Genomic DNA, 18,250 nt, shown 5'->3' on the forward strand with positions numbered 1-18,250 from the left:
GCCCGGGACCGAAAGGGACGCGCGCGGGAGATGCCGGGGAAGGGCGTCAGAACGCGTTGTTGAACCCCCAGAGCGTCTCCTTCGGCTGCTCGCTCCGGCCGCGCAGATCGGTCAGGATCTCGGCCAGTACGGGGTGGTCGAGGGTGCGCAGCGCCGCCAGGTCGAGGGCGAGCAGATCGGGCAGGGCCGGTGGCGGCCGCTCCGCCTCGGCCCGCTCCGGCCGCTCCGCCCCGTTCGGTCCCCGCGCTTCGTCCTGCCACCCGCGACGCGTCTGCCCGCCGCGCTCCACGCCTTCGCTCATGACGATCCCCCGTCCGTCCCGGTCCCGCTCAGCGCTCCAGCTCGGCCAGCCTGTCCGTGGTCAGCCTCGCCGCCTCGCCGCCGCCGTCCGGCAGCCTGCGCCACTCCGCGTGCGCCGCCCGGTACGCCTCGCGCGCGGCCCGGGGGCGGCCCGCCTCCTCATAGGTCATACCCCGTTGACGGTGGGCCTCTGCACGTAACTGCACGGCTTCCAGAAGTTGGCGCGGATTGTCCAGTTCCGCTTCGGCCGTCCTGGCCGCGTCCGCCGCGTCCCGGAACGCCTCGGCGGCGTCGTCCAGCCGGGCGGGCCGGCGCAGGCTGCGGTGCGCCTCGACATGCGAACGGCCCAGCTCCAGCCAGCAGCGGGCGGCGGTCAGCGGGTCGCGCGCCTCCTGGGCGGCCAGTCCGAACAGATGCTCCGCCTCCCGCAGGTCCACCCGGTCGTCGTTGATCCCGTGCCGGAGCATCAGCGCCTGACCCAGCATCAGCAGCCGCTCCGCCTGCCGCGCCGTGCCGGTCACCGTCTCCGTACGGCAGTCGCGCAGCACCCGCACCGCCGCGCCCGTGTACGGCCCGCCGTCCGGGAGTCCGGCGCGGGTCAGCAGGGCGCTGCCCCACTCGGCGAGCAGGTCGGCGTGGGCCCGGGAGTCGCGCGCGGTGCCGCGCGCCGCGAGGGCGAAGTACTCGGCCGCCTCCTCCAGATCCGTCGCGTCCCCGGCGCCGCCCGCCTCGCCCGCGCGCTCGTAGCGGGCGATCCGCAGCCGGGCCGCCCGGGTCCTGAGCGAAGCGAGCAGCCGCTCGTCCCGTACGGTCGCCAGCGACTGCTCGATCAGCCGTCCTGCCTCCTCCAGGCCCTCCCCTGAGCGCAGCAGCGCGTCCACCAGGTCGAGCTGGATCCGGGCCTGGCCGCCGATGGTGTGGTCGCCGGGGGCGAGCGCCTTGCGCAGTGAGCGCGCGGCCTGTTCCGCGTAGAGCTGGGCCTGTTCGGTGTCGCTCGTCGCGCCCGAGAGCCGCAGCAGGGTCCTGCCGTGGGCCAGCGGCAGCCCGGCGGGCCGGTTCTCCTGGTCGGGCCAGACGTCGGCGAACGCCTCCAGCATCCCGATCGCGCTCTGGAGCAGCGCGGTGTCGCCGCCGAGCAGCCACTGGGTCTCCAGGGCGCGGACCCGGTCCAGGGTGAGCCGCAGCACCTCGGCGGGGTCGAGCCCTAGGGCCGCGCCGGCGACGGTGTACTCGCGGTCGGCGCGGCGCAGCAGCTCCAGGGCGCCGCGCCGGTCGCCGCGCCTGCGCCGGTCGTCGGCCGCCGCGTGCAGCACCTTGGCCAGGACGGCCCGTTCACGTACGGCCCGGGGGTGGGCGACGGCCCGCTCGGCCGCGCGCTCGGCCTCGGTGAGGAGTTCGCCGCTGCCCTGGACCTCCCAGAGCCGCAGCAGACAGCGGGCGAACTCCGCCCACAGGGCCGGGTCGAAGCCGCCGGGCTCCTCGTGTTCGGTGGCGGTCCGCAGCAGCTGTACGGCGTCGATCAGGTACTGCACCATGCCGTCGGAGTCGAACTGGCGCAGCAGCTCGCGGGCGCTCTCCACCGCCGCGTTGACGACGGGCTCGGTCTCGTCGGGCGGCGCCTGCGGGATGAACTGGTCCAGGACGCGCCGGGCGACCTCGGCGAAGGGGTGCGGGACGCGCTGTTCGCGGTCGCCGTCCCGCTCACCGTCGAGGGCGGCGCTCTCGTACAGCTCGTCGAGACCGTCGCCCTCCTCTGCGGCGCCCGGGTGGATCGGGCCGCGCCGGGCGTCCTCCAGCTGGGCGAGGACCATGGCGGGGAAGTTCGGGCCGCCCCTGCCGAATCTCTGCTCTATGTACTCCGAGCAGTGTTTGAGGACGAGCACCGCCTCGTCGCGGCCCAGCGGGCCGAGCAGCGCCTCCTGGACGCCGGGGGCGAACTCGTACCACGGCTCGTCGTCCGGGCTGTTGCCCTTGGCGCGCGAGAGCAGCCCGCTGAGCAGCACCTCGGCGAGTTCGGAGGGGCCCGAGTCGGGCAGCATCGTCCGCTGTACGAGCTGCATCACCGGCAGATAGAGCGGGGCTGCGGCGAGATAGACGGCGAGCTGGCCCGCGACCGGCGAGGCGGCCGAGCGGAAGCGGCTGACGAGCTGGAGCGAGGACAGCGGGCTGCCCGGGCGCGGCACCGGCGCCGGGGGCTGGTCGGCGCGCACCCAGCCGACCGCGCCGGAGATCCGTCCCGCGCCGGTGCCCGACAGCAGCCGGGCCCAGGCGCCGAGCGCGCCCGCGACCGGCGGCAGTACGGGGATGGCGAGCGAACCGGGCCGTACGGCGGGCGCCGTGGCCGCGTCGACCTTCAGGACGGCGGCGCCGCCGGGTCCCTCGCCCCGGGAGAGCAGTCCGTAGGTGACGGGCAGCCGGGTGCGGTTCCACATGCGCTGCGGCAGCGGTTGCAGGACGGCGATGGGGGCCTGGCGGCCCAGCTGGTGCAGCAGCCGGTGGGCGCGCCCGCTGTGCCACAGCGGACCGGCGCAGTCGCTGACGACGACGGTGACGCGGCGGCCGGTCGGATCGCTGAGCCGGTCGGCGGAGCTGAGCGGCGCGGCGGCGGGGTCGGGGCTGCGGCTGACGGCGGGCGCCCCTTCGGGCCCCTGGTGCAGATAGCGCACCTGGACATCCCTGAAGGCGCCCAACTGGCCGAAGATCTCCTGGAGTTCGGTGAACAGCCGTTCCCATACACGCATCGACGACGACGCGTCCAGCACGAGTTGAAGGAGCGCGTCCGCCCGCGAGACCCCGCGGAACACCGGGATGATCAGCCCGCCGGCTCGGGCGCTCAGCTCTACGGTCGCCACCTCGTCAAGGGTACGGCGCGAGGGAGGCACGGCGGGCCGGTATCGCTGGAGTGGCCGTAGCGCGCGCTGGAGTTCGAGCGGCGCGGGCAGCGCGGGCGCCACCGGCACGCCCAGCGGGCGCCCGGTCAGCGCGCCGGGCGACTGCGCCCGCTTACGGCCGGAGCGCGGCATGGGGTAGAGCGTGACCGGGCGTTCGTCGTCGCCGGAGTCCCCCGGCCCGGCGGGCTCGTCCGCAGGGCCGCTTCCGGGAGCGGCGCCCGGATCGCCGCCGGAGTCGCCCCCGGGAACCGGTGCGCCCGGCTCCCCGCCGGTGCCCGGGGCGCGCGGCTCGGCCCGGAGCCCGTCGCCGCTCCCGTCGCCGCCCTGCGGCGCCCGCCGGCCGCGGCCGGTCCAGCCGGCCAGCCACAGGGCGTCGCAGAGCTGTTCGGCGTCCGGGTCGAGTCCGGCGTGGCGCAGCCGCTCGACCAGCGCGGTCAGCAGGGTCGCGTCGTACGGCGGGAGCGGCCCGGCACCGCCCGCCCGCGCCGGGCGCCCCTCCGGCCCGTCGGTCCGGGCATGCCCGCGTCCCGGGTCCGGCTCGCTGTCCGGGCCGGGCCGTTCCGTGATGTCGGGCATCAGCGCATCACCTCGGCCGGTCGAGTCGCTGGATGATCAGGTCGGCGAGACGGTCACGGCCGGCCGGGGCGGCCGCGTCGGTGAGATAGATCGCGTTCAGCAGCTGGTCGGTGGAGATCAGTTCGCTGCGCGAGCGCTCCAGGAAGTGCGCGATCAGGTCGTTGCCGACGCGCGCGGCCTCGTCGCCGAGGTGCGCCCGTACGAAGGTCGCGAGCCGCTGGTGGTCGGGGCGGCCGAGCCGCAGATGGATACAGCGGCGCATCAGCGGCGCCGGGAAGTCGCGCTCGCCGTTGCTGGTGAGGACGACGAAGGGGAAGGCGCGGCACTGCACCCGGCCGCCCTTGACCTTGACCTTCCTGCCGTCGTCGGTGAGGACCTCGGCCTCGCCGTCCGGCAGCCGGTCGGCGATCCGCTCCAGCTCGGGGATGCCGAACTCGCCCTCCTCCAGCACGTTGAGGAGGTCGTTCGGCAGATCGATGTCGCTCTTGTCCAGCTCGTCGATGAGCAGGACGCGCGGCTGGTCGGAGGGGAGCAGGGCGGTGCCCAGCGGGCCGAGCCTGATGTAACTGCCGATGTCCGCCGACGGATCGTGGCCCGCCGTCGTGTCCACCCCGGCCGCCGCGCCGTGCGCGGCGAGCTGGACGTCCTGGAGGCGGGCGATCGCGTCGTAGTGGTAGAGACCGTCCTGGAGGGCCGACCTGCTGACGATGGGCCAGCGCAGCACGCGGCCGAGCCCCAGTTCGTGCGCGACCGAGTGGGCCAGGGTGGACTTGCCCGCGCCGGGGCTGCCGGTGACGAGCAGCGGGCGCCGCAGGTAGAGCGCCGCGTTGATCATCTCCAGCTCCTCGGCGCCGGGGCGGTGCAGCTCCGCCTCGTGCCGGTAGCCGCCGAGCCGGCGGTCGGCGGAACCGTCGGTCGCGGCGTCACCGGCCGCGGCACCGTCACCGGTCGCGGCACCGTCACCCGCCCCGTCGCCGTTCGCCGCGCCCCGGCCCGCGAAGTCGCGCCAGGGCGGCGGCGGGGGCAACTGGGTGATGCCGCCGTGCGGTTCGCCCGCTCCTCGGTAGATGAGCCACTCGCTCGGTTCACTCATAACGGGTTCCTCGTCGTCGTCACTCGTCCGGCAGGGGCGGCGGCCGTCGAACGGGCCTCCGAGCACCGCGTACGCACCGGCCCGCTCACGGCGCCTCCAGCAAGTGGCCCGAGCCGGGCAGCGGGTGGGTCGGATCGTCGTAGAACAGGGCGACCCCGTCCGACCAGTACGTCTCCGCGCGGCCCGCCCAGACGCCCCGGCGCAGTTCGAGGACCGTACGCGGCAGCTGGTCGGCGCCGCCCGCCTCGGCGACCGTGGCGACGGCCCGGCGGTGGAAGTCCGCGCATACGGCGTGGGAGCGGTCCCTGCCGCGCCGCAGCAGGGCGATGTGGAAGCCGCCGCGCACCAGCCGCGTCAGCCCGGCGGCCGTCTCCGCGTCGGGCCGGTCGGCGTAGCGGCAGAGCACCGGCACGGTCTCGTGCGCCAGCGTCCGCAGCTCGTCGTCCAGCGGTACGGGTACCCGCAATCCGCCCTCGCAGTCGACGATCCGGGCCCGGACGGCGGCGCTCCTGACGCGGTCCCAGCGCGCCCGCCGCTCCCGTGCCTCGTCCTCCGTGAGCGGCGGCTCCTGGTCGGAGGGGCGGACGACCACGGGCCGTACGGCGCCGAGCGGGGGCTCGTCCGCCGACAGCCGCCAGCCGTCGACCTCCAGTCCCAACTGGGCCTGTACGACGGCGACCTGGAGCACGGCGGGGCTGTCCGGCTCGTCGCACCGCCGGAACGCCTCGGTCAGCGGGGCGCCCAGCCTGGTGGCCAGTTCGTGACCCGCGGTGCCCCGGCTGTCCTCGCCGACCGGCACCACCTCGCCGGTGTGCCGGGCGACACCGACCCGCCAGTCGTAGCTGTCGCGCTCCCAGCCGCGCGGCTCCAGCTCCAGCAGGACGAAGGGGCGCTCGCCCTCGCGGGGACCCTCGCCGTAGGCCGGGGAGGCACGCCGCTGCTCGCGGTCGGTGCGGTGCCTGGCCGCCGCCCTGAGCAGGAAGATCTCATTGCGGAAGTCGCGCGGGAGCCGGTCGGCCGCGATGCCGTCCACCCAGTTCCACAGGGACTCCTCGGCCGCGGCCGTGGACTGGGTGACATAGGGCCGCTCGGCGGAGATGACGCTCACGCAGTAGCTCAGGACGAGTCTGAGCGCGGCCTCCCCGCCCCTGTTCTCGTACAGCGCGCCGAGCCCGTCGCGCCAGCCGCGCGGCGCCGGATAGCGGTCGACCGTGTGCACGCCCGGCAGCCGGACCAGCAGATCGAGCAGGCTGTGGGTGGAGACCGGGGGCGGCAGGTCGGCGAGCCTGCCGAGCAGGGCGATGCGCTGCTGCGGGCTGAGCACCCGGCCGGCGCCCGCGCCGAGGCCGTCCTGCACATCGACCCAGGTGGGTCCCTGGTTGACCCGGCTGGCGTGCTGGTCGGCGTGGTAGCGGTCGTGGGCGTGGAACACGGCCTGGTAGTCGTCGTCGGCCTCGGCACCGGCCATCGCGCCCGGCACCGGCAGCGACCGCAGCCGCTCGATGCCGATCGAGGTCCCGCCCATGCCGCCGACGAGCTGCGACTTGAGCACCCCGACCACCTCGCCGCGGGTCAGGTCGACGGTCGGCCCGCCGGAGACCCCCGGCGGCAGCACATCACCGCCGAGGCGCATCTGCTCGTCGGGATCGGCCCAGCCGCCCACCGTGCCCTGGACGGTGCACCGCCCGGTCAGCCGCTTGATCCGGCCGCCCACCTCCGTCCAGCCGGTGTAGAGCACCTGGCCGCCGCCGAAGAACGGGGCGGGGCGCTCCGCGACGTACACGCAGGCGTGGTCGACGGGCCGTCCGAGCCGGATCAGGGCGAGATCGGGCGCGGGCCAGCTGCCGCGCGGAGCGGCCATCGGGTCGGCACCGGGCTCGCGGGGCGCCTCGGGAAGCGCGGCGACGACGGTGCCGGCGACCGAGGTGAGACCGGATTCGGGACCGGATTCGAAGACCACCGCCACGTCCCGCCCCTCCCCCTGCATCGCCACATGCGCACACGTGAGAACCCAGCTCGGGGCGATGAAGAAGCCGCTCCCCAGGAAGCTTCCGCCCGGCCCCTCAGGGTCATACCCGCGCTCCGCGGCATGGATGCGCACGGTCGCCGCCATGACGAGGTCCACGAGCGCACGCACGCTGTCGTTCGGCACACCCGGCGCGCCCCCGCCGGGGCCGCCGTACGCGTCGATCACCGTCCGCTCCCGGCCCGGGGCGTGGGCCCGCCGGGATGCGCCGGTGCGCCGGGGGGTGCGCCCCTGGGTCCTGCGGCGGCCTGCGGCGGTACGACGGCGGGGCCGCTCAGATCGGCGGGCGGACCGCCGCCGCTCCAGGTGAGCGTGACCTTGATGGCCCCCTTGGCCTCGCCGTCCGCGAGCAGCCCCACGACCCGGCCCGCCTTGGCGGTCAGCTCGATGCCGAACTCGACGCTCACCTCGTCGGGGCGCACCGCGCGCAGCGGCCCGGCCAGCGACCGCGCGACGCCGGTCACCACCGACTGGAGACTCTCCACCCGGGCCTGCACCTGCTCGGCGAACCCGGTGTCCGAGTACTCCAGCCCCCCGGAGGGCCGCTCCAGCTCCGCCGCGCCGCTGATCCTGGCCCAGACGGGCGTCCCGTCCGGCAACTCGATGCGTGTGACCGTCGCCCCGCCATCATCCATGGCATCCCCATTCCCCCAATTCCCCGCAGGTTAGCGGCAGTACGGTGCCCGCGCGAGGTACATGGCGGAGGACGGCGATTCGCCCCCGGACGGTTCTCACGGGCCCGGCGAAGCCGGCTCCCGGCCGCCGTAGGGGGCCTCACCAGGCGTTAGTCTGGTGCCTATGTACTTCACCGACCGAGGGATCGAGGAGCTGGAGAAGCGGCGCGGCCAGGAGGAGGTCACTCTTGAGTGGCTGGCCGAGCAGCTGCGTACGTTCGTCGATCTGAACCCCGACTTCGAAGTGCCGGTGGAGCGCCTGGCGACCTGGCTGGCGCGGCTGGACGACGACGAGGACGACGACGAATAGACGCGACGAAAAGGCGCCGCGGATGCCGCCTCGGACCCCGGCTCAGACCTCGACGCGAAGCCGCTCGTAGGCGAGTTCCAGGGTGCCGTGCGCGATCAGCAGGGCGCCGGCGAAGGCCCAGCCAGCGCTGGAGCGGCGCAGGGCCCACAGGGAGAGCGGGATACCGACCGCGAGTTCGGCGGCGCCCAGCAGCCGGGCCCGGGGGCCGAGGAGCCAGGGACCGAGCGGCCCCTCCTCCACCACCTCCAGCTCGGCCCGCACCGCGTCGCGCCAGCCCGCCCACTGGATCTGCCCGGCGGCGGGCTGGACACGGGCCACCTCGCGCAGCCGGTCGGCGGGTTCGCCGGGGCTGAGACCGGCCGGAAGGGTGAGGCCGGTACGGGCCAGGAAGGCGGCCAGCGCGACCAGCCGGGTCCTGGAGTCGGCCTCCGGGTCCGGCCGGGTCAGCGGCTCCAGCGCCTGGAGGTCCAGTACGGGATCGAGACCGAGCCGGGCCACGAAGGTGCGCATCGCCTCGTCCTCGCCCGCCGGGGTGCCGTCCGCCAGCCAGACATAGCCGACGGCACGGCGGAAGCCGGCCGCCAGCGTGTAGCCCGCCCGGTCGCCGTCCCACCAGAGCGCGAGCACCGGCCAGCCGGCGCCGACGGCGAGCGCGCCCGCCCATCCGGCGACCACCCGGTCGACCGGATCAGCGCCGTCCAGCCAGGGCTTGCCCTCGGGGACGAGCACGCTCCAGCCGTCGCCGGCCGGGGCGAGCAGCAGCCGCTCCCGGAGCAGATGGGCGGCGGGCGAGACCTCCACCGGCTCGGCCCGGCACAGCAGCAGCGCTCCCACGGGTGTCGCGTTCATGGCCCTTACGCTAGGACACTTTGCCCCGATATGGGCACCGGACCTCCTGAGGCCCCCTGAGTGATCCCCGGGTCCACCCCGACACCGCCTCCGGCGCCGACCCCGACGCATCCCCGGCGCCGACCCCGGCATAACCCCCAGGTCCACCCGGCCCGCCCTGACGCGCCTTGACTTCCCGCGACCGCGATATATCGTGTTCACCAAGAGACGCGATATGTTGCGTCATGCCGGTCTGTGGGAGGTCAGCACCATGGCAGAGTCGACATGGGAAGTCGCCGAGCCCGAGAGGCTCACCTTCGACGGCCCGGTCACCGCACTCAACGTGCGGATCGTCAGCGGCACGGTGAACGTCGTCGGCACGGACCGGGACGGCGCCCGTCTGGAGGTCTCCCAGTTGGAGGGCCCTCCGCTGATCGTGACGAGAAGCGGCTCCACCCTCACCGTCGCCTACGAGGATCTGCCCTGGAAGGGCTTCCTCAAATGGCTCGACCCCAAGGGCTGGCACCGCCGGGCGGTCGTCTCCCTCGCCGTCCCCGCGGACACCTCCGTCGAGGTCGGCGTGGTGGGCGCGGGCGCCGTGATCTCCGGGGTCCGGGGGCGTACGGATGTGCGCGGGGTGAGCGGTGACACGGCTCTGGTGGGACTGTCCGGCGAGGTCAGGGCCGATACGGTGTCGGGCGGCCTGGAGGCCCAGGCCGTCACCGGGGATCTGCGCTTCCACTCCGTCTCCGGCGATCTGACGGTCATCGAGGGAGCGGGTTCGTCCGTACGGGCCGACTCGGTCAGCGGCGACATGGTGATCGACCTCGATCCGGCGGGCAAGCCCACCGACATCCAGCTGACGACGGTCTCGGGGGAGGTCGCGATCCGGCTGCCGCATCCGGCGGACGCGCGGGTCGAGGCGAATACCGCCAGCGGATCGGTGTCCAACGCGTTCGACGATCTGCGGGTGAGCGGCCAGTGGGGCGCGAAGAAGATCACCGGCAATCTGGGCGCGGGCACCGGCACGCTCAGGGCGACGACCGTCACCGGCTCGATCGCTCTGCTGCGCAAGCCACCTGCGGAGGAGGACCCGCACATCCCCTCCCAGGCCGGCGCCCCCTCAGCCACCGACGCCGAGGCCACCGGCGAAGCCGCCACCGGCCCGACCGCCGACTCCAAGGAGCTGTGACATGTCTCCGGTCTTCGCCCACGGCCGACTCCGCCTCTATCTGCTCAAGCTCCTGGACGAGGCCCCCCGCCACGGCTACGAGGTGATCAGGCTGCTGGAGGAGCGCTTCGAGGGCCTGTACGCGCCGTCCGCCGGCACGGTCTACCCCCGGCTGGCCAAGCTGGAGGCCGAGGGCCTGGTCACCCACGCCACCGAGGGCGGCCGCAAGGTCTACTCCATCACCGACGCGGGCCGCGCCGAGTTGGCCGGGCGGACGGGGGAACTGGCCGACCTGGAGCTGGAGATCCGCGACTCCGTCTCGGAACTGGCCGCCGAGATCCGTGACGACGTACGGGGCGCGGCGGGGGCGCTGCGCAGCGAGATGCGCGCGGCGGCCTCCGAGACGCGGGACGGCGGCGGGCACACGGAGTGGGACAAGACCTTCGCGGACAGCGACTCCTGGCGCACCGCGAAGGAGGAGCTGAAGCGCGCGAAGCACGAGTGGAAGGAACAGACCCGCCGGGCGAAGGACGAGTCCCGCCGCGCCCGCGAGGAGGCGCAGCAGGCCCGCCGCCAGGCCAAGGAGGCCCAGGAGACGGCGCGTCAGGAGATGCAGCGCATCGCCAAGCAGGTCCAGGACCAGGTCCAGGACCACTTCGCCCGGGGCGACTGGCCCACCGGGGTCAGGGAGGGCCTGTCCGAGCTGGCCGGACAGCTGGGCGGTCTGACGGGACAGTCGTGGTCCCGCCCGGCGAAGGAGGCCCCGAAGCCCGAGGAACACGGGCCACGCCCCGACTTCCGCAAGCTCCCGGTGGACATCTACGCGGACCTGCCGACCACGGGCGACCCGGCCCGCGATCTGGACCGTCTGCTGGACCGCTTCCGCGACGACATCCGTGACGCCGCGAGGGACAACGGCGTCACGGACGCCCAGCTCGGCGAGGCCCGCCACCATCTGTCGGCGGTGGCCGCGCGCCTCGGCTCGCTGCTGCGGGAGACACCGGAGGACGGCGGCATACCGCCGGAGTGACACCGGAGCGACACCGGAGCGACAGGGGGCTGGGAGTGGCGGGGAGAGTGACGGGAGGGACCGGGAGAGGGGATGGTGCCGGATCAGAAGGCACCCGGCACCATCCCCTTCTCCCGGCGCTCTCTCCCGGCGCTCCCTCCCTCTCCCCCGTCCCCTCCCCCCCCGCCAACCCTTAGCCCTTAGCCCTCCAGCCGCGCCAGCATCCGCCCGAGCCCCGGCAACATCGCCCGCGCCTCGTCCGTGTCCACCGCGCCCACCTCCTCGGCGAGCGCCCGCACCCGCTCCGCGCCCGCCTCCGGCCGGCCGAGTTCCTGCTCGGTCCAGGCCATCCGCACCACGCAGCGCACGTGTTCGTCGAGCACCCCGAGCGCGCGGAGCGTGGTGGCCGCCCGGTCCAGCAGGCCGAGAGCCTCGTGCCGCGCCGGGGCCGCTCCGCCGGAGCCGGGACCGTCGGAGTCGTCGGAGTCGTCGGAGTCGTCGGAGTCGAGGCTGTCGAGCAGCAGCTCGGCCGTCTGGTACCAGGTGCGGGCCCGCTCCAGCAGGAGTTCGTCTCCGTCGCCTTCGAGCGTCGCGAGCGCCTCGGCCATCAACTCCCGCGCGGCGTCCGTGTCCTCGGCTTCGGCTTCGCACCAGGCCAGGGAGCGCAGGGCGCGCGCGGTGCCGAGCGGGTCGCCGATGCGCTGCCACAGCTCGACGGCTCGCCGGTACGCGTCGATCGCCTCGTCGCGGAGGCCCGCCCCGGCGAGGCATTCCGCGGCGAGGTGGGCGAAGCGGGCGTGCGGCTGCTGGTCCTCCCAGCTCTGCGCGATGTCAGCGGCGAGCAGATACTGCTCGGCCGCCGCTCGCGGGTCGCCCAGGGTGCGGAGGATGCCGCCGAGCACCTCTCTGGCCCGTATCGCGCGCGGTTCGCCCTGGGCCAGCAGGTCGGGCAGTGCGGATTCCAGCACCTCGGCGGCTTCGGCGGGGCGCCCGGTCTCCTCGTACGCCTGGGCGAGGAGGAGCCGGGCGTACGCTCCCGCGCCGGCCGATTCGCCGGCCTCGTCGAGCCAGTGGGCGGCTTCGAGGGCGTACTGGGCGGCTTCGGCCTCCTTGCCGTACTGCTGGAAGAGGATGTCGGCGAGGGTGAGCCGGATCCGGCCGAGTTCGTCCGCTTCGATCAGCTCGGCGCCGTGCTCCAGCGCCGCGCGGGCCGCCTCTTCGGCTTCCTCGGGGCGGCCAAGGCCCATGAGCAGGGAGGCTCGCCGGGCGAGGGGCTCGGCGGCGCCCCAGGGGCGGCCCGCGTCGACGCAGCGCCGGGCGGCCGAGGCGAACAGAGCTTCGGCCCGGTCGCCTTCGCCCGTCTGCCAGGCGTGTCCGGCGCGCTGGGTCTCGGCCTCGGCGAGCAGGTCGTCCACGTCGGCGTCGGGTTCACCGGCCGCGCGTGCGGAGAATTCGGTGAGGAAGGCGGCGAGGTCGGCGTCGAGATGCGACAGGTCGGCCGGGTCCTCGTCGTGACCGTTCTCCTGGTGGCGCAGCAGGGCGCCGAGTCTGGCCCGGTTGAGGGCGACGGTCGCGATGCGTCGCGTTCTGCCCGGGTCGGCGGGGTCCAGCGCCTCCGCCGAGGCGCCGGCGGTGGCGAGCAGGCTCCGGATCTCCTCGGGCGGTGCGCCGGTCCGCGCCGCCGCGTAGGCCACGCGCAGTTCGTTGAGGGCGGCCCTGCCGGGTTCACCGGCGGTACGGAAGGCGGCCACTGTCTCTTCAAGGAGCGGGCGGGCGGCGTCCTGGCCGGCGTGGCCGGCGCGCAGGGCGCGGTGTTCGAGGAGTTCGGCGGCGAGCAGCGGATCGGCCGTGGCGTCCTCACCGGTCAGAGCCTCGATCCGGTCCCATACGGACGTGGCTCGCGGATGGCCCCGGCCCCGCAGCTCGCGGGCCTCCTTCGCGAGCTGCGTGACGGTCTCCGCGAGGTCGCCCGCCGCCACCGGCGCGGGGCGGGCGACGGCGGCGGCGCCGGTGGTGACGGTGGCGACGGTGGTGACGCCAGTGGTGGTGGCACCGGCGGCGGCGAGCCGTGGCGCCCGGATACCCAGGGGCAGGCTGTCCAGCAGCGGCTCGGCGGAGAGTCTGGCGGCCAGCAGCGTGGACACCGTGTCGTTGCCGTTGCGCGCGTCGAAGCGGGCCGCGAGTGCGGTGGCCTCGGCGTCGAGCAGATCGTGCAGCCCCCGTACCGTGCGCGGCTCCCCCGCGATATCGCCCGGTGCGGCGGGCTGGCCGCCGAGACCGAGCGTCAGCAGTCGGCGCAGCAGGGTGAGTATGCCCGCGATGAACTGGAGCCGGGCCCAAGGGTTGCCGTCGGAGCCGAGGTGCGCCGCGTGCTCGGCGAGGATTTCCAGGCCGCGGCCCTCGTTGCCGGTCAGCGCGCAGAACTCGATGTGCAGTCCGATCGACGGCAGCAGGCTCTCGTTGCCCCGGGCCATCCGGTAGCCGCGCAGGTGGTGGGTGCGCGCCTCGTCGGGCCGGCCGGTGCGGACGAGCGGCAGCAGGGAGTGGGCCAGGGTCCGGTGCGGTTCCTCGGCGCACCGGGAGCGGCCCGCGAGGACCGGCTCCCAGATCTCCAGCGCCTGCTCGTCGTTGCCCTGCCTCATCCGGTAGCCGCCCTGGTCGCTCAGCTCGCAGGCGTGGCAGTTGGCCATCTGATCGCGGTCGGCGGCGGTCCACGCGGCGAACGCGCGGGCCGCCCGGTCGGCGTCTCCGGAGTCGTCGGCCAGCTCGAACTCGGCCTGCCGTACCGCGCGTTCGGTGTAACCGGCGACGCGATAGCGGGTCTCCATCTCGGCGAGCCACTGTTCCATGGTGGCGAGGGGCATCTCGGGGAGCGTGAGCATCCCGGAGCTGGCCCACTTGAACACCCAGTGGAAGGTGTGGGCGTCGCCCGAGCCGAACGCGGTGGAGTCCCGGTCCCACTCCTGGAGCAGCCGGGCGAACGGCACGAGCATCTTGCCGCGCTCGGTGCTGTACTCGTACGCCTTGATCAGGCCGAGGAGCGCCCTGCGCAGCACCTCGGGATCGCCGGTCTTCTCGGCGGCGTCAGCGAGTTGTTCGGCGCGCGCGTTGCGCGGGAGCCCGTTGGGCGCGTACTCGTTCTCCTGGAGGGCCCGGTAGATGTCCTCGGGCGTGAGGTCGGTGGTCACTTGTCGCCCTCCTCGTGAGCGGCGGCCGGGGTGCCGGTCTGTGCCGAAGTGCCGGTCCCCGGGGTGCCGGTCGGGGCCGCGAGCGGATGGGTGGCCCATTCCAGGAGACCGAGAAAGGCCCGGTTGAGCAGGGACGTGTCCGACGGGCGCAGCGGGCGCTGCGCCATCAGCAGGGCCTGGCCGTAGAGGGATTCGACGGCGGTGCCGGTCAGCTCCTCGTCGGTGATGGCGGCGATCCTGCGTACCAGCGGGTTGTTGTCGTTGAGCACCAGCCTGGCCCGGGGCGCGGAGCCGCGCAGGGCGCCCAGGATGCCGCTCCAGAGCTGGTCGGCGCCTTCTTCGGCCGCCGCGCGGTCCCGCTCGTGGCGGGCCTCGCGGTCGTCGAGGAAGAGCGCGGGGACGGTGACGGGGTGGTACGAGCGCAGCGCCACGTCGCAGCCGAGCGCGTCGAGGCGGGTCCTGGCGGTGGCGAGGAAGGGGGCGAGCGCCAGCTCCCGCCGGGCGTCGACCGGGTCCAGTTGGGCGGTGACGGCGCTCGCGTCGAGTTCGGTGACGGTGACGCCCTCCCTGATGTGCGGGAGCAGTGCGAGGAGGTCGGCGTCGTAGGTGTATCCGCCGTTGACGACGCCGAGGCCGTGCGCGGCGGCGATGGGTGAGACCTGGCGGAACTCCTCGACGGTCCGGGTGAAGTGGATCCGGGGGTGCGTACGGGCGAACTCGTCGAGGGTGACCCGGCCGTCGCTGGTCTCGAACGGCAGCCAGGGCAGCATCAGCGCGAACAGTTCGGTGTCGTGCCGGGCCATGGACTTGACGCCCAGGTGGTGGACCCCGAGGAACGCGGCCAGCCGGTCGGGGTCGCCGGCGGCCAGCTCGGTCAGCCAGTTCCGGATGCGGGCGCCGAGCGCCTCCCGTACGGCGGTGAGGGTCTCGTCGTCGTACAGGTTCTCGCGGGAGGCGGTGGGGCGCAGCGTGTCGGTGTCGAGGACGACGCGGGCGAAGAACGCCCAGTCGGGCAGCAGGTTGTCCGCCCGGTCGGTGAGCAGCATGCCCTTGAGGTAGACGCGGTGGGCGGCGCGCTGCGCGGGGCTGGTGGCGGCGGGCAGCACGTAGGCGACGCCGCGCACCCCGGCGACGGGCAGGTCCAGCTCGATGGAGTCGAGCGGGGTGAAGCCGAAGACCCGCGCGCAGTGCCCGGCGAGTGCGACGCGGCGGGCGGTGGGGGTGGGGTACGTGCGGTCCCAGACGGCGGGCCGCTCGGTCAGCGGCCGGTCGGTGGCCTCGGGGCCGGTGAAGGTGACGTCGTGGGGCAGCAGGGAGCCGTAGTCGGCGGCGAGTTCGGCGACGCGGCGCGGGTCGGTCCACTCCTCGGCGCCGGGCCTCGGTTCGAGGTGGACGGTGGTGCCGGGCTCGGGCCGTGCCTCGTGCGGCAGGGTCCGTACGGTGTACGAGCCGTCGTCGCGGGCCAGCCATTCGACGGGCGGTGCGTCGGGAGTGCGGGCCGATCTGGAGACGACGCGGATGCGCTGGGCCACGACGAAGCAGGCCAGGAGCCCGATGCCGAACTGGCCGAGGAACTCCTGCCGGGCGTTCTCCAGGCCGTCGCGCTTGGAGCTGCGGCCGATGGTGGCGAGCAGCGTGTGCACCTCGTCGGAGGTCAGGCCGATGCCGGAGTCCTCCATGACGACCGTGGAGCCGTCGGCGATCAGGCGGATGCGCAGGGGCGCGCCGGGCTCGTGGAGGAGGCGCGCGGTGGTGGCGTCGACCGCGTTCTGGAGCAGCTCGCGGACGTAGACGCGCGGGCTGGAGTAGAGGTGATGGGAGAGGAGGTCGACCAGACCGCGCAGGTCCACCTGGAAGGTGTTGACCGCGGGCACGGAGGGGTCGGAGGCGTCGGAGGGTATGGAGTCGGAGGGTATGGAAGCGTCGGAGGCGTCGGAGGGTACGGAAGCGTCAGGATTCATGGATGCGGGGAGCAACCGCGCAGCTCGAAGGCAGCTGCCGGCGCGGGTCGGGCGATCGCGGGGTCCCCCCCTCACGAATCGCGATGGGCCCGGCCCTGACCCCGGCGGCAGGCGCACGTGTGCCGTGCGCAAGCCGCCGAGAAGGACGCGGAATTGACAGCCATCCTAGGGATGACCACTGACAATGCCTATGGCGTTTCCCCGCGATCCGATCTTGTTCCGCCGCGCCCTGTCCCGCACCGCCCTGTCCCGCACCGCCCTGTCCCGACTCGCTCTGTCCCGACCGGCCCCGACCGTGACGCGCGTGGCGACATCCGGGCTGCGGGCTCCGGGTCGCAGGTTGCGGGCTGCGGGCCGCGTCAGCCCGCCTCGGCCAGGCCGGGGTTCGCGCCGTCGCCCGTCCTGCCGTACATGGCGCGCTCCACCGCCGTGTAGGTGGCGCCGTGGTCAGCCAGGACCTCGGCGACCACGCCGGGGCGGGCCGTCAGCGCCAGCAGGAGGTGTTCGTCGCCGATGTGCCGGTCGCCCCGGCCGCGGGCGATCCGCAGCGCCTCCACCAGGATCTCCTTCGCGCCGGGGACGAAGGACCGGTGCCCCGTCCACCACCGGCCGCGCCTCCCGTCGGCCCGCATCGCCCCTTCCCCGTGTGCCTCCTCGACCTTCGAGACGATCTCCCCCAGGCCGATCCCGATGCCCGCGAGAGCCTCCGCGTCCGCCTTCGACAGGCCGCCGCGCCGTCGGCTGTCGGCGAGCGCGTCCTCCAGGGACCCGCGCCGGTCGCCGACGCCGAGGGCGGTGAGCGCGAACGACGCGCGCGTGCCCCGCCGGTCGAGGAGGGCCAGCAGCAGGTGTTCCTCGGTGACGCTGTCCGTCCCCATGCGCTCGGAATGGCTGACGGCTCCGGTGACGACACCGCGCGCGGCCTCGGTGAACCGTTCGAACATCACTGCCTCCCGTGTTTTTTGTGCGCGGCCTGCCGGCTGACGCCCAGCTCGTCCGCGATCTCCTGCCACGACCAGCCCTGGTCGCGGGCGCCGCGCACCTGTACGGCTTCGAGCTGCTCCAGCAGCCGGCGCAGCGCGGCGACCGCCCTGAGCCCGACCCGGGGGTCGCGGTCGCCCGCCCGCTCGGCGAGATCCGTTGCTTCGGTCATGCCGTCAATGTACGTTGACAGACGAGGAGCGTCAATCAAAGTTGACAAGAAAAAGGCAGGAGGCGTCAGGGCGTCAGGGCGTCAGCACGACCTTCCCGAAGAGCCCGCCCGCCGCCATCCGCTCGAAGCCCTCCCGCGCCCGGTCCAGCGGCAGCACCTCGTCGATCACCGGCCGTACGCCCTTCACGGCGCAGAACGCGAGCAGGTCCTCCAGCTCCCCCAGCGACCCCATGGTCGAACCGACGACCCGCAGCTCCAGGAAGAAGATCCGGGTCAGCTCCGCGTGCGCGGGACGGTCGCCGCTGGTGGCGCCCGAGATGACCAGCGTGCCGCCGCGCCGCAGGCACTTGATGGAGTGCGACCAGGTGGCCGCGCCGACCGTCTCGATGACGGCGTCCACCCGGTGCGGCAGCCGCGCGCCCGGCTCGTACGCCTCCAGCGCGCCCAGTTCGACGGCGCGCGCCCGCTTGGCCGCGTCGCGGCTGGTGGCGTACACCCGCAGTCCCGCCGCGCTGCCGAGGACGATCGCCGCCGTGGCGACGCCGCCGCCCGCGCCCTGGACGAGAACCGAGTCGCCGGGCCGTACGCCCGCGTTGGTGAAGAGCATCCGGTACGCGGTCAGCCAGGCGGTGGGCAGACAGGCGGCCTCCTCGAAGCTCAGCCCCTCGGGCTTGCGCAGCAGGTTCGCCCTCGGCACGGCGACCCGTTCCGCGAAGGTGCCCTGGTAATGCTCGGTGAGGATCGAGCGGGGCTCGGTGCCGTGGTCGCCGCCGCCGATGACGGAGTGGACGACGACCTCGTTGCCGTCCTCGTCGAGCCCGGCGGCGTCGCAGCCGAGGATCATCGGCAGCTTCTCCTCGGCGAGGCCCACCCCGCGCAGCGACCACAGATCGTGGTGGTTGAGGGAGGCGGCCTTCACCCTGACGGTGGTCCAGCCGGGGGGCGTCCCGGGCTCCGGGCGTTCACCCAGCTCAAGGCCCTTGAGGGGATCGGCGAAGTCGGTATGTGCTGCGTAGGCGGCGAACATGGACCCGACGATAGGGCTGCGGCGGCACGCCGGGAACCGTCGG

Annotated in this window: 14 protein-coding genes; 3 read left to right on the plus strand and 11 right to left on the minus strand. The window is 74.3% G+C overall.

Going from position 1 to position 18,250, the window contains the following annotated elements; all coding sequences use genetic code 11:
* Nucleotides 1-46: 46 nt before the first annotated feature.
* The 5 genes from fxsA to OG627_RS10015 all read right to left on the minus strand — a co-directional run bounded on the left by fxsA (nt 47) and on the right by OG627_RS10015 (nt 7,521).
* Entirely contained in the window at nt 47-301 is a 255-nt protein-coding gene (fxsA, locus tag OG627_RS35465; protein WP_443073442.1) for an FxSxx-COOH cyclophane-containing RiPP peptide, read from the minus strand.
* Nucleotides 302-329: 28 nt separating this feature from the next.
* The gene (locus tag OG627_RS10000) at nt 330-3,767 is read right to left on the minus strand and encodes an SAV_2336 N-terminal domain-related protein (protein WP_329063538.1); all 3,438 of its coding nucleotides are present in this window, start codon (nt 3,765-3,767) and stop codon (nt 330-332) included.
* A 7-nt stretch (nt 3,768-3,774) separates the two neighbouring features.
* Nucleotides 3,775-4,860, minus strand: a complete 1,086-nt coding sequence (locus OG627_RS10005) for an AAA family ATPase (protein WP_329063540.1) — start codon at nt 4,858-4,860, stop codon at nt 3,775-3,777.
* Between the two features lie 85 nt (nt 4,861-4,945).
* Nucleotides 4,946-7,054, minus strand: a complete 2,109-nt coding sequence (locus OG627_RS10010; RefSeq protein WP_329063542.1) for a VMAP-C domain-containing protein — start codon at nt 7,052-7,054, stop codon at nt 4,946-4,948.
* Complete coding sequence (locus OG627_RS10015) at nt 7,051-7,521, minus strand: CU044_2847 family protein (RefSeq protein ID WP_329063544.1); 471 nt, start codon at nt 7,519-7,521, stop codon at nt 7,051-7,053. The genes OG627_RS10010 and OG627_RS10015 overlap by 4 nt, the downstream gene beginning before the upstream one ends.
* Nucleotides 7,522-7,684: 163 nt before the next feature.
* Between OG627_RS10015 and OG627_RS10020 the strand changes: the two genes are divergently transcribed.
* A complete protein-coding gene (locus OG627_RS10020) occupies nt 7,685-7,870 on the plus strand; it encodes a DUF6104 family protein (RefSeq protein WP_329063546.1) in 186 nt (61 codons plus the stop codon).
* Between the two features lie 42 nt (nt 7,871-7,912).
* Here OG627_RS10020 and OG627_RS10025 read toward each other — a convergent pair whose 3' ends face one another.
* Entirely contained in the window at nt 7,913-8,719 is an 807-nt protein-coding gene (locus OG627_RS10025; protein ID WP_329063548.1) for a hypothetical protein, read from the minus strand.
* A 250-nt stretch (nt 8,720-8,969) separates the two neighbouring features.
* Here OG627_RS10025 and OG627_RS10030 point away from each other — a divergent pair, with 250 nt between their 5' ends.
* Together OG627_RS10030 and OG627_RS10035 are read left to right on the plus strand one after the other, a co-directional pair.
* Nucleotides 8,970-9,890, plus strand: a complete 921-nt coding sequence (locus OG627_RS10030) for a DUF4097 family beta strand repeat-containing protein (protein WP_329063550.1) — start codon at nt 8,970-8,972, stop codon at nt 9,888-9,890.
* A gap of 1 nt (nt 9,891) precedes the next feature.
* Nucleotides 9,892-10,899 carry a helix-turn-helix transcriptional regulator gene (locus tag OG627_RS10035; RefSeq protein ID WP_329063552.1) on the plus strand — a complete coding sequence of 336 codons (1,008 nt, stop codon included), beginning with the start codon at nt 9,892-9,894 and terminating at the stop codon, nt 10,897-10,899.
* Between the two features lie 179 nt (nt 10,900-11,078).
* Here the strand turns inward: OG627_RS10035 and OG627_RS10040 are convergent, their stop codons facing one another.
* The 5 genes from OG627_RS10040 to OG627_RS10060 form a co-directional block, all read right to left on the minus strand.
* Nucleotides 11,079-14,066 carry a tetratricopeptide repeat protein gene (locus OG627_RS10040; RefSeq protein WP_329063554.1) on the minus strand — a complete coding sequence of 996 codons (2,988 nt, stop codon included), beginning with the start codon at nt 14,064-14,066 and terminating at the stop codon, nt 11,079-11,081.
* Nucleotides 14,063-16,027, minus strand: coding sequence for an HSP90 family protein (locus OG627_RS10045; RefSeq protein WP_329063556.1), 1,965 nt, complete (start codon nt 16,025-16,027; stop codon nt 14,063-14,065). The genes OG627_RS10040 and OG627_RS10045 overlap by 4 nt, the downstream gene beginning before the upstream one ends.
* Before the next feature lie 359 nt (nt 16,028-16,386).
* Nucleotides 16,387-16,971, minus strand: coding sequence for a Clp protease N-terminal domain-containing protein (locus OG627_RS10050; RefSeq protein ID WP_329063558.1), 585 nt, complete (start codon nt 16,969-16,971; stop codon nt 16,387-16,389).
* Nucleotides 16,971-17,180 (minus strand): helix-turn-helix domain-containing protein, encoded by a 210-nt coding sequence (locus OG627_RS10055; RefSeq protein ID WP_329063560.1) that lies wholly within the window; start codon nt 17,178-17,180, stop codon nt 16,971-16,973. The genes OG627_RS10050 and OG627_RS10055 overlap by 1 nt, the downstream gene beginning before the upstream one ends.
* Nucleotides 17,181-17,253: 73 nt before the next feature.
* A complete protein-coding gene (locus tag OG627_RS10060) occupies nt 17,254-18,207 on the minus strand; it encodes a zinc-binding dehydrogenase (RefSeq protein WP_329063562.1) in 954 nt (317 codons plus the stop codon).
* Between the last annotated feature and the right edge of the window lie 43 nt (nt 18,208-18,250).

Source organism: Streptomyces sp. NBC_01429 (genome assembly GCF_036231945.1).
GTDB lineage: Bacteria > Actinomycetota > Actinomycetes > Streptomycetales > Streptomycetaceae > Streptomyces.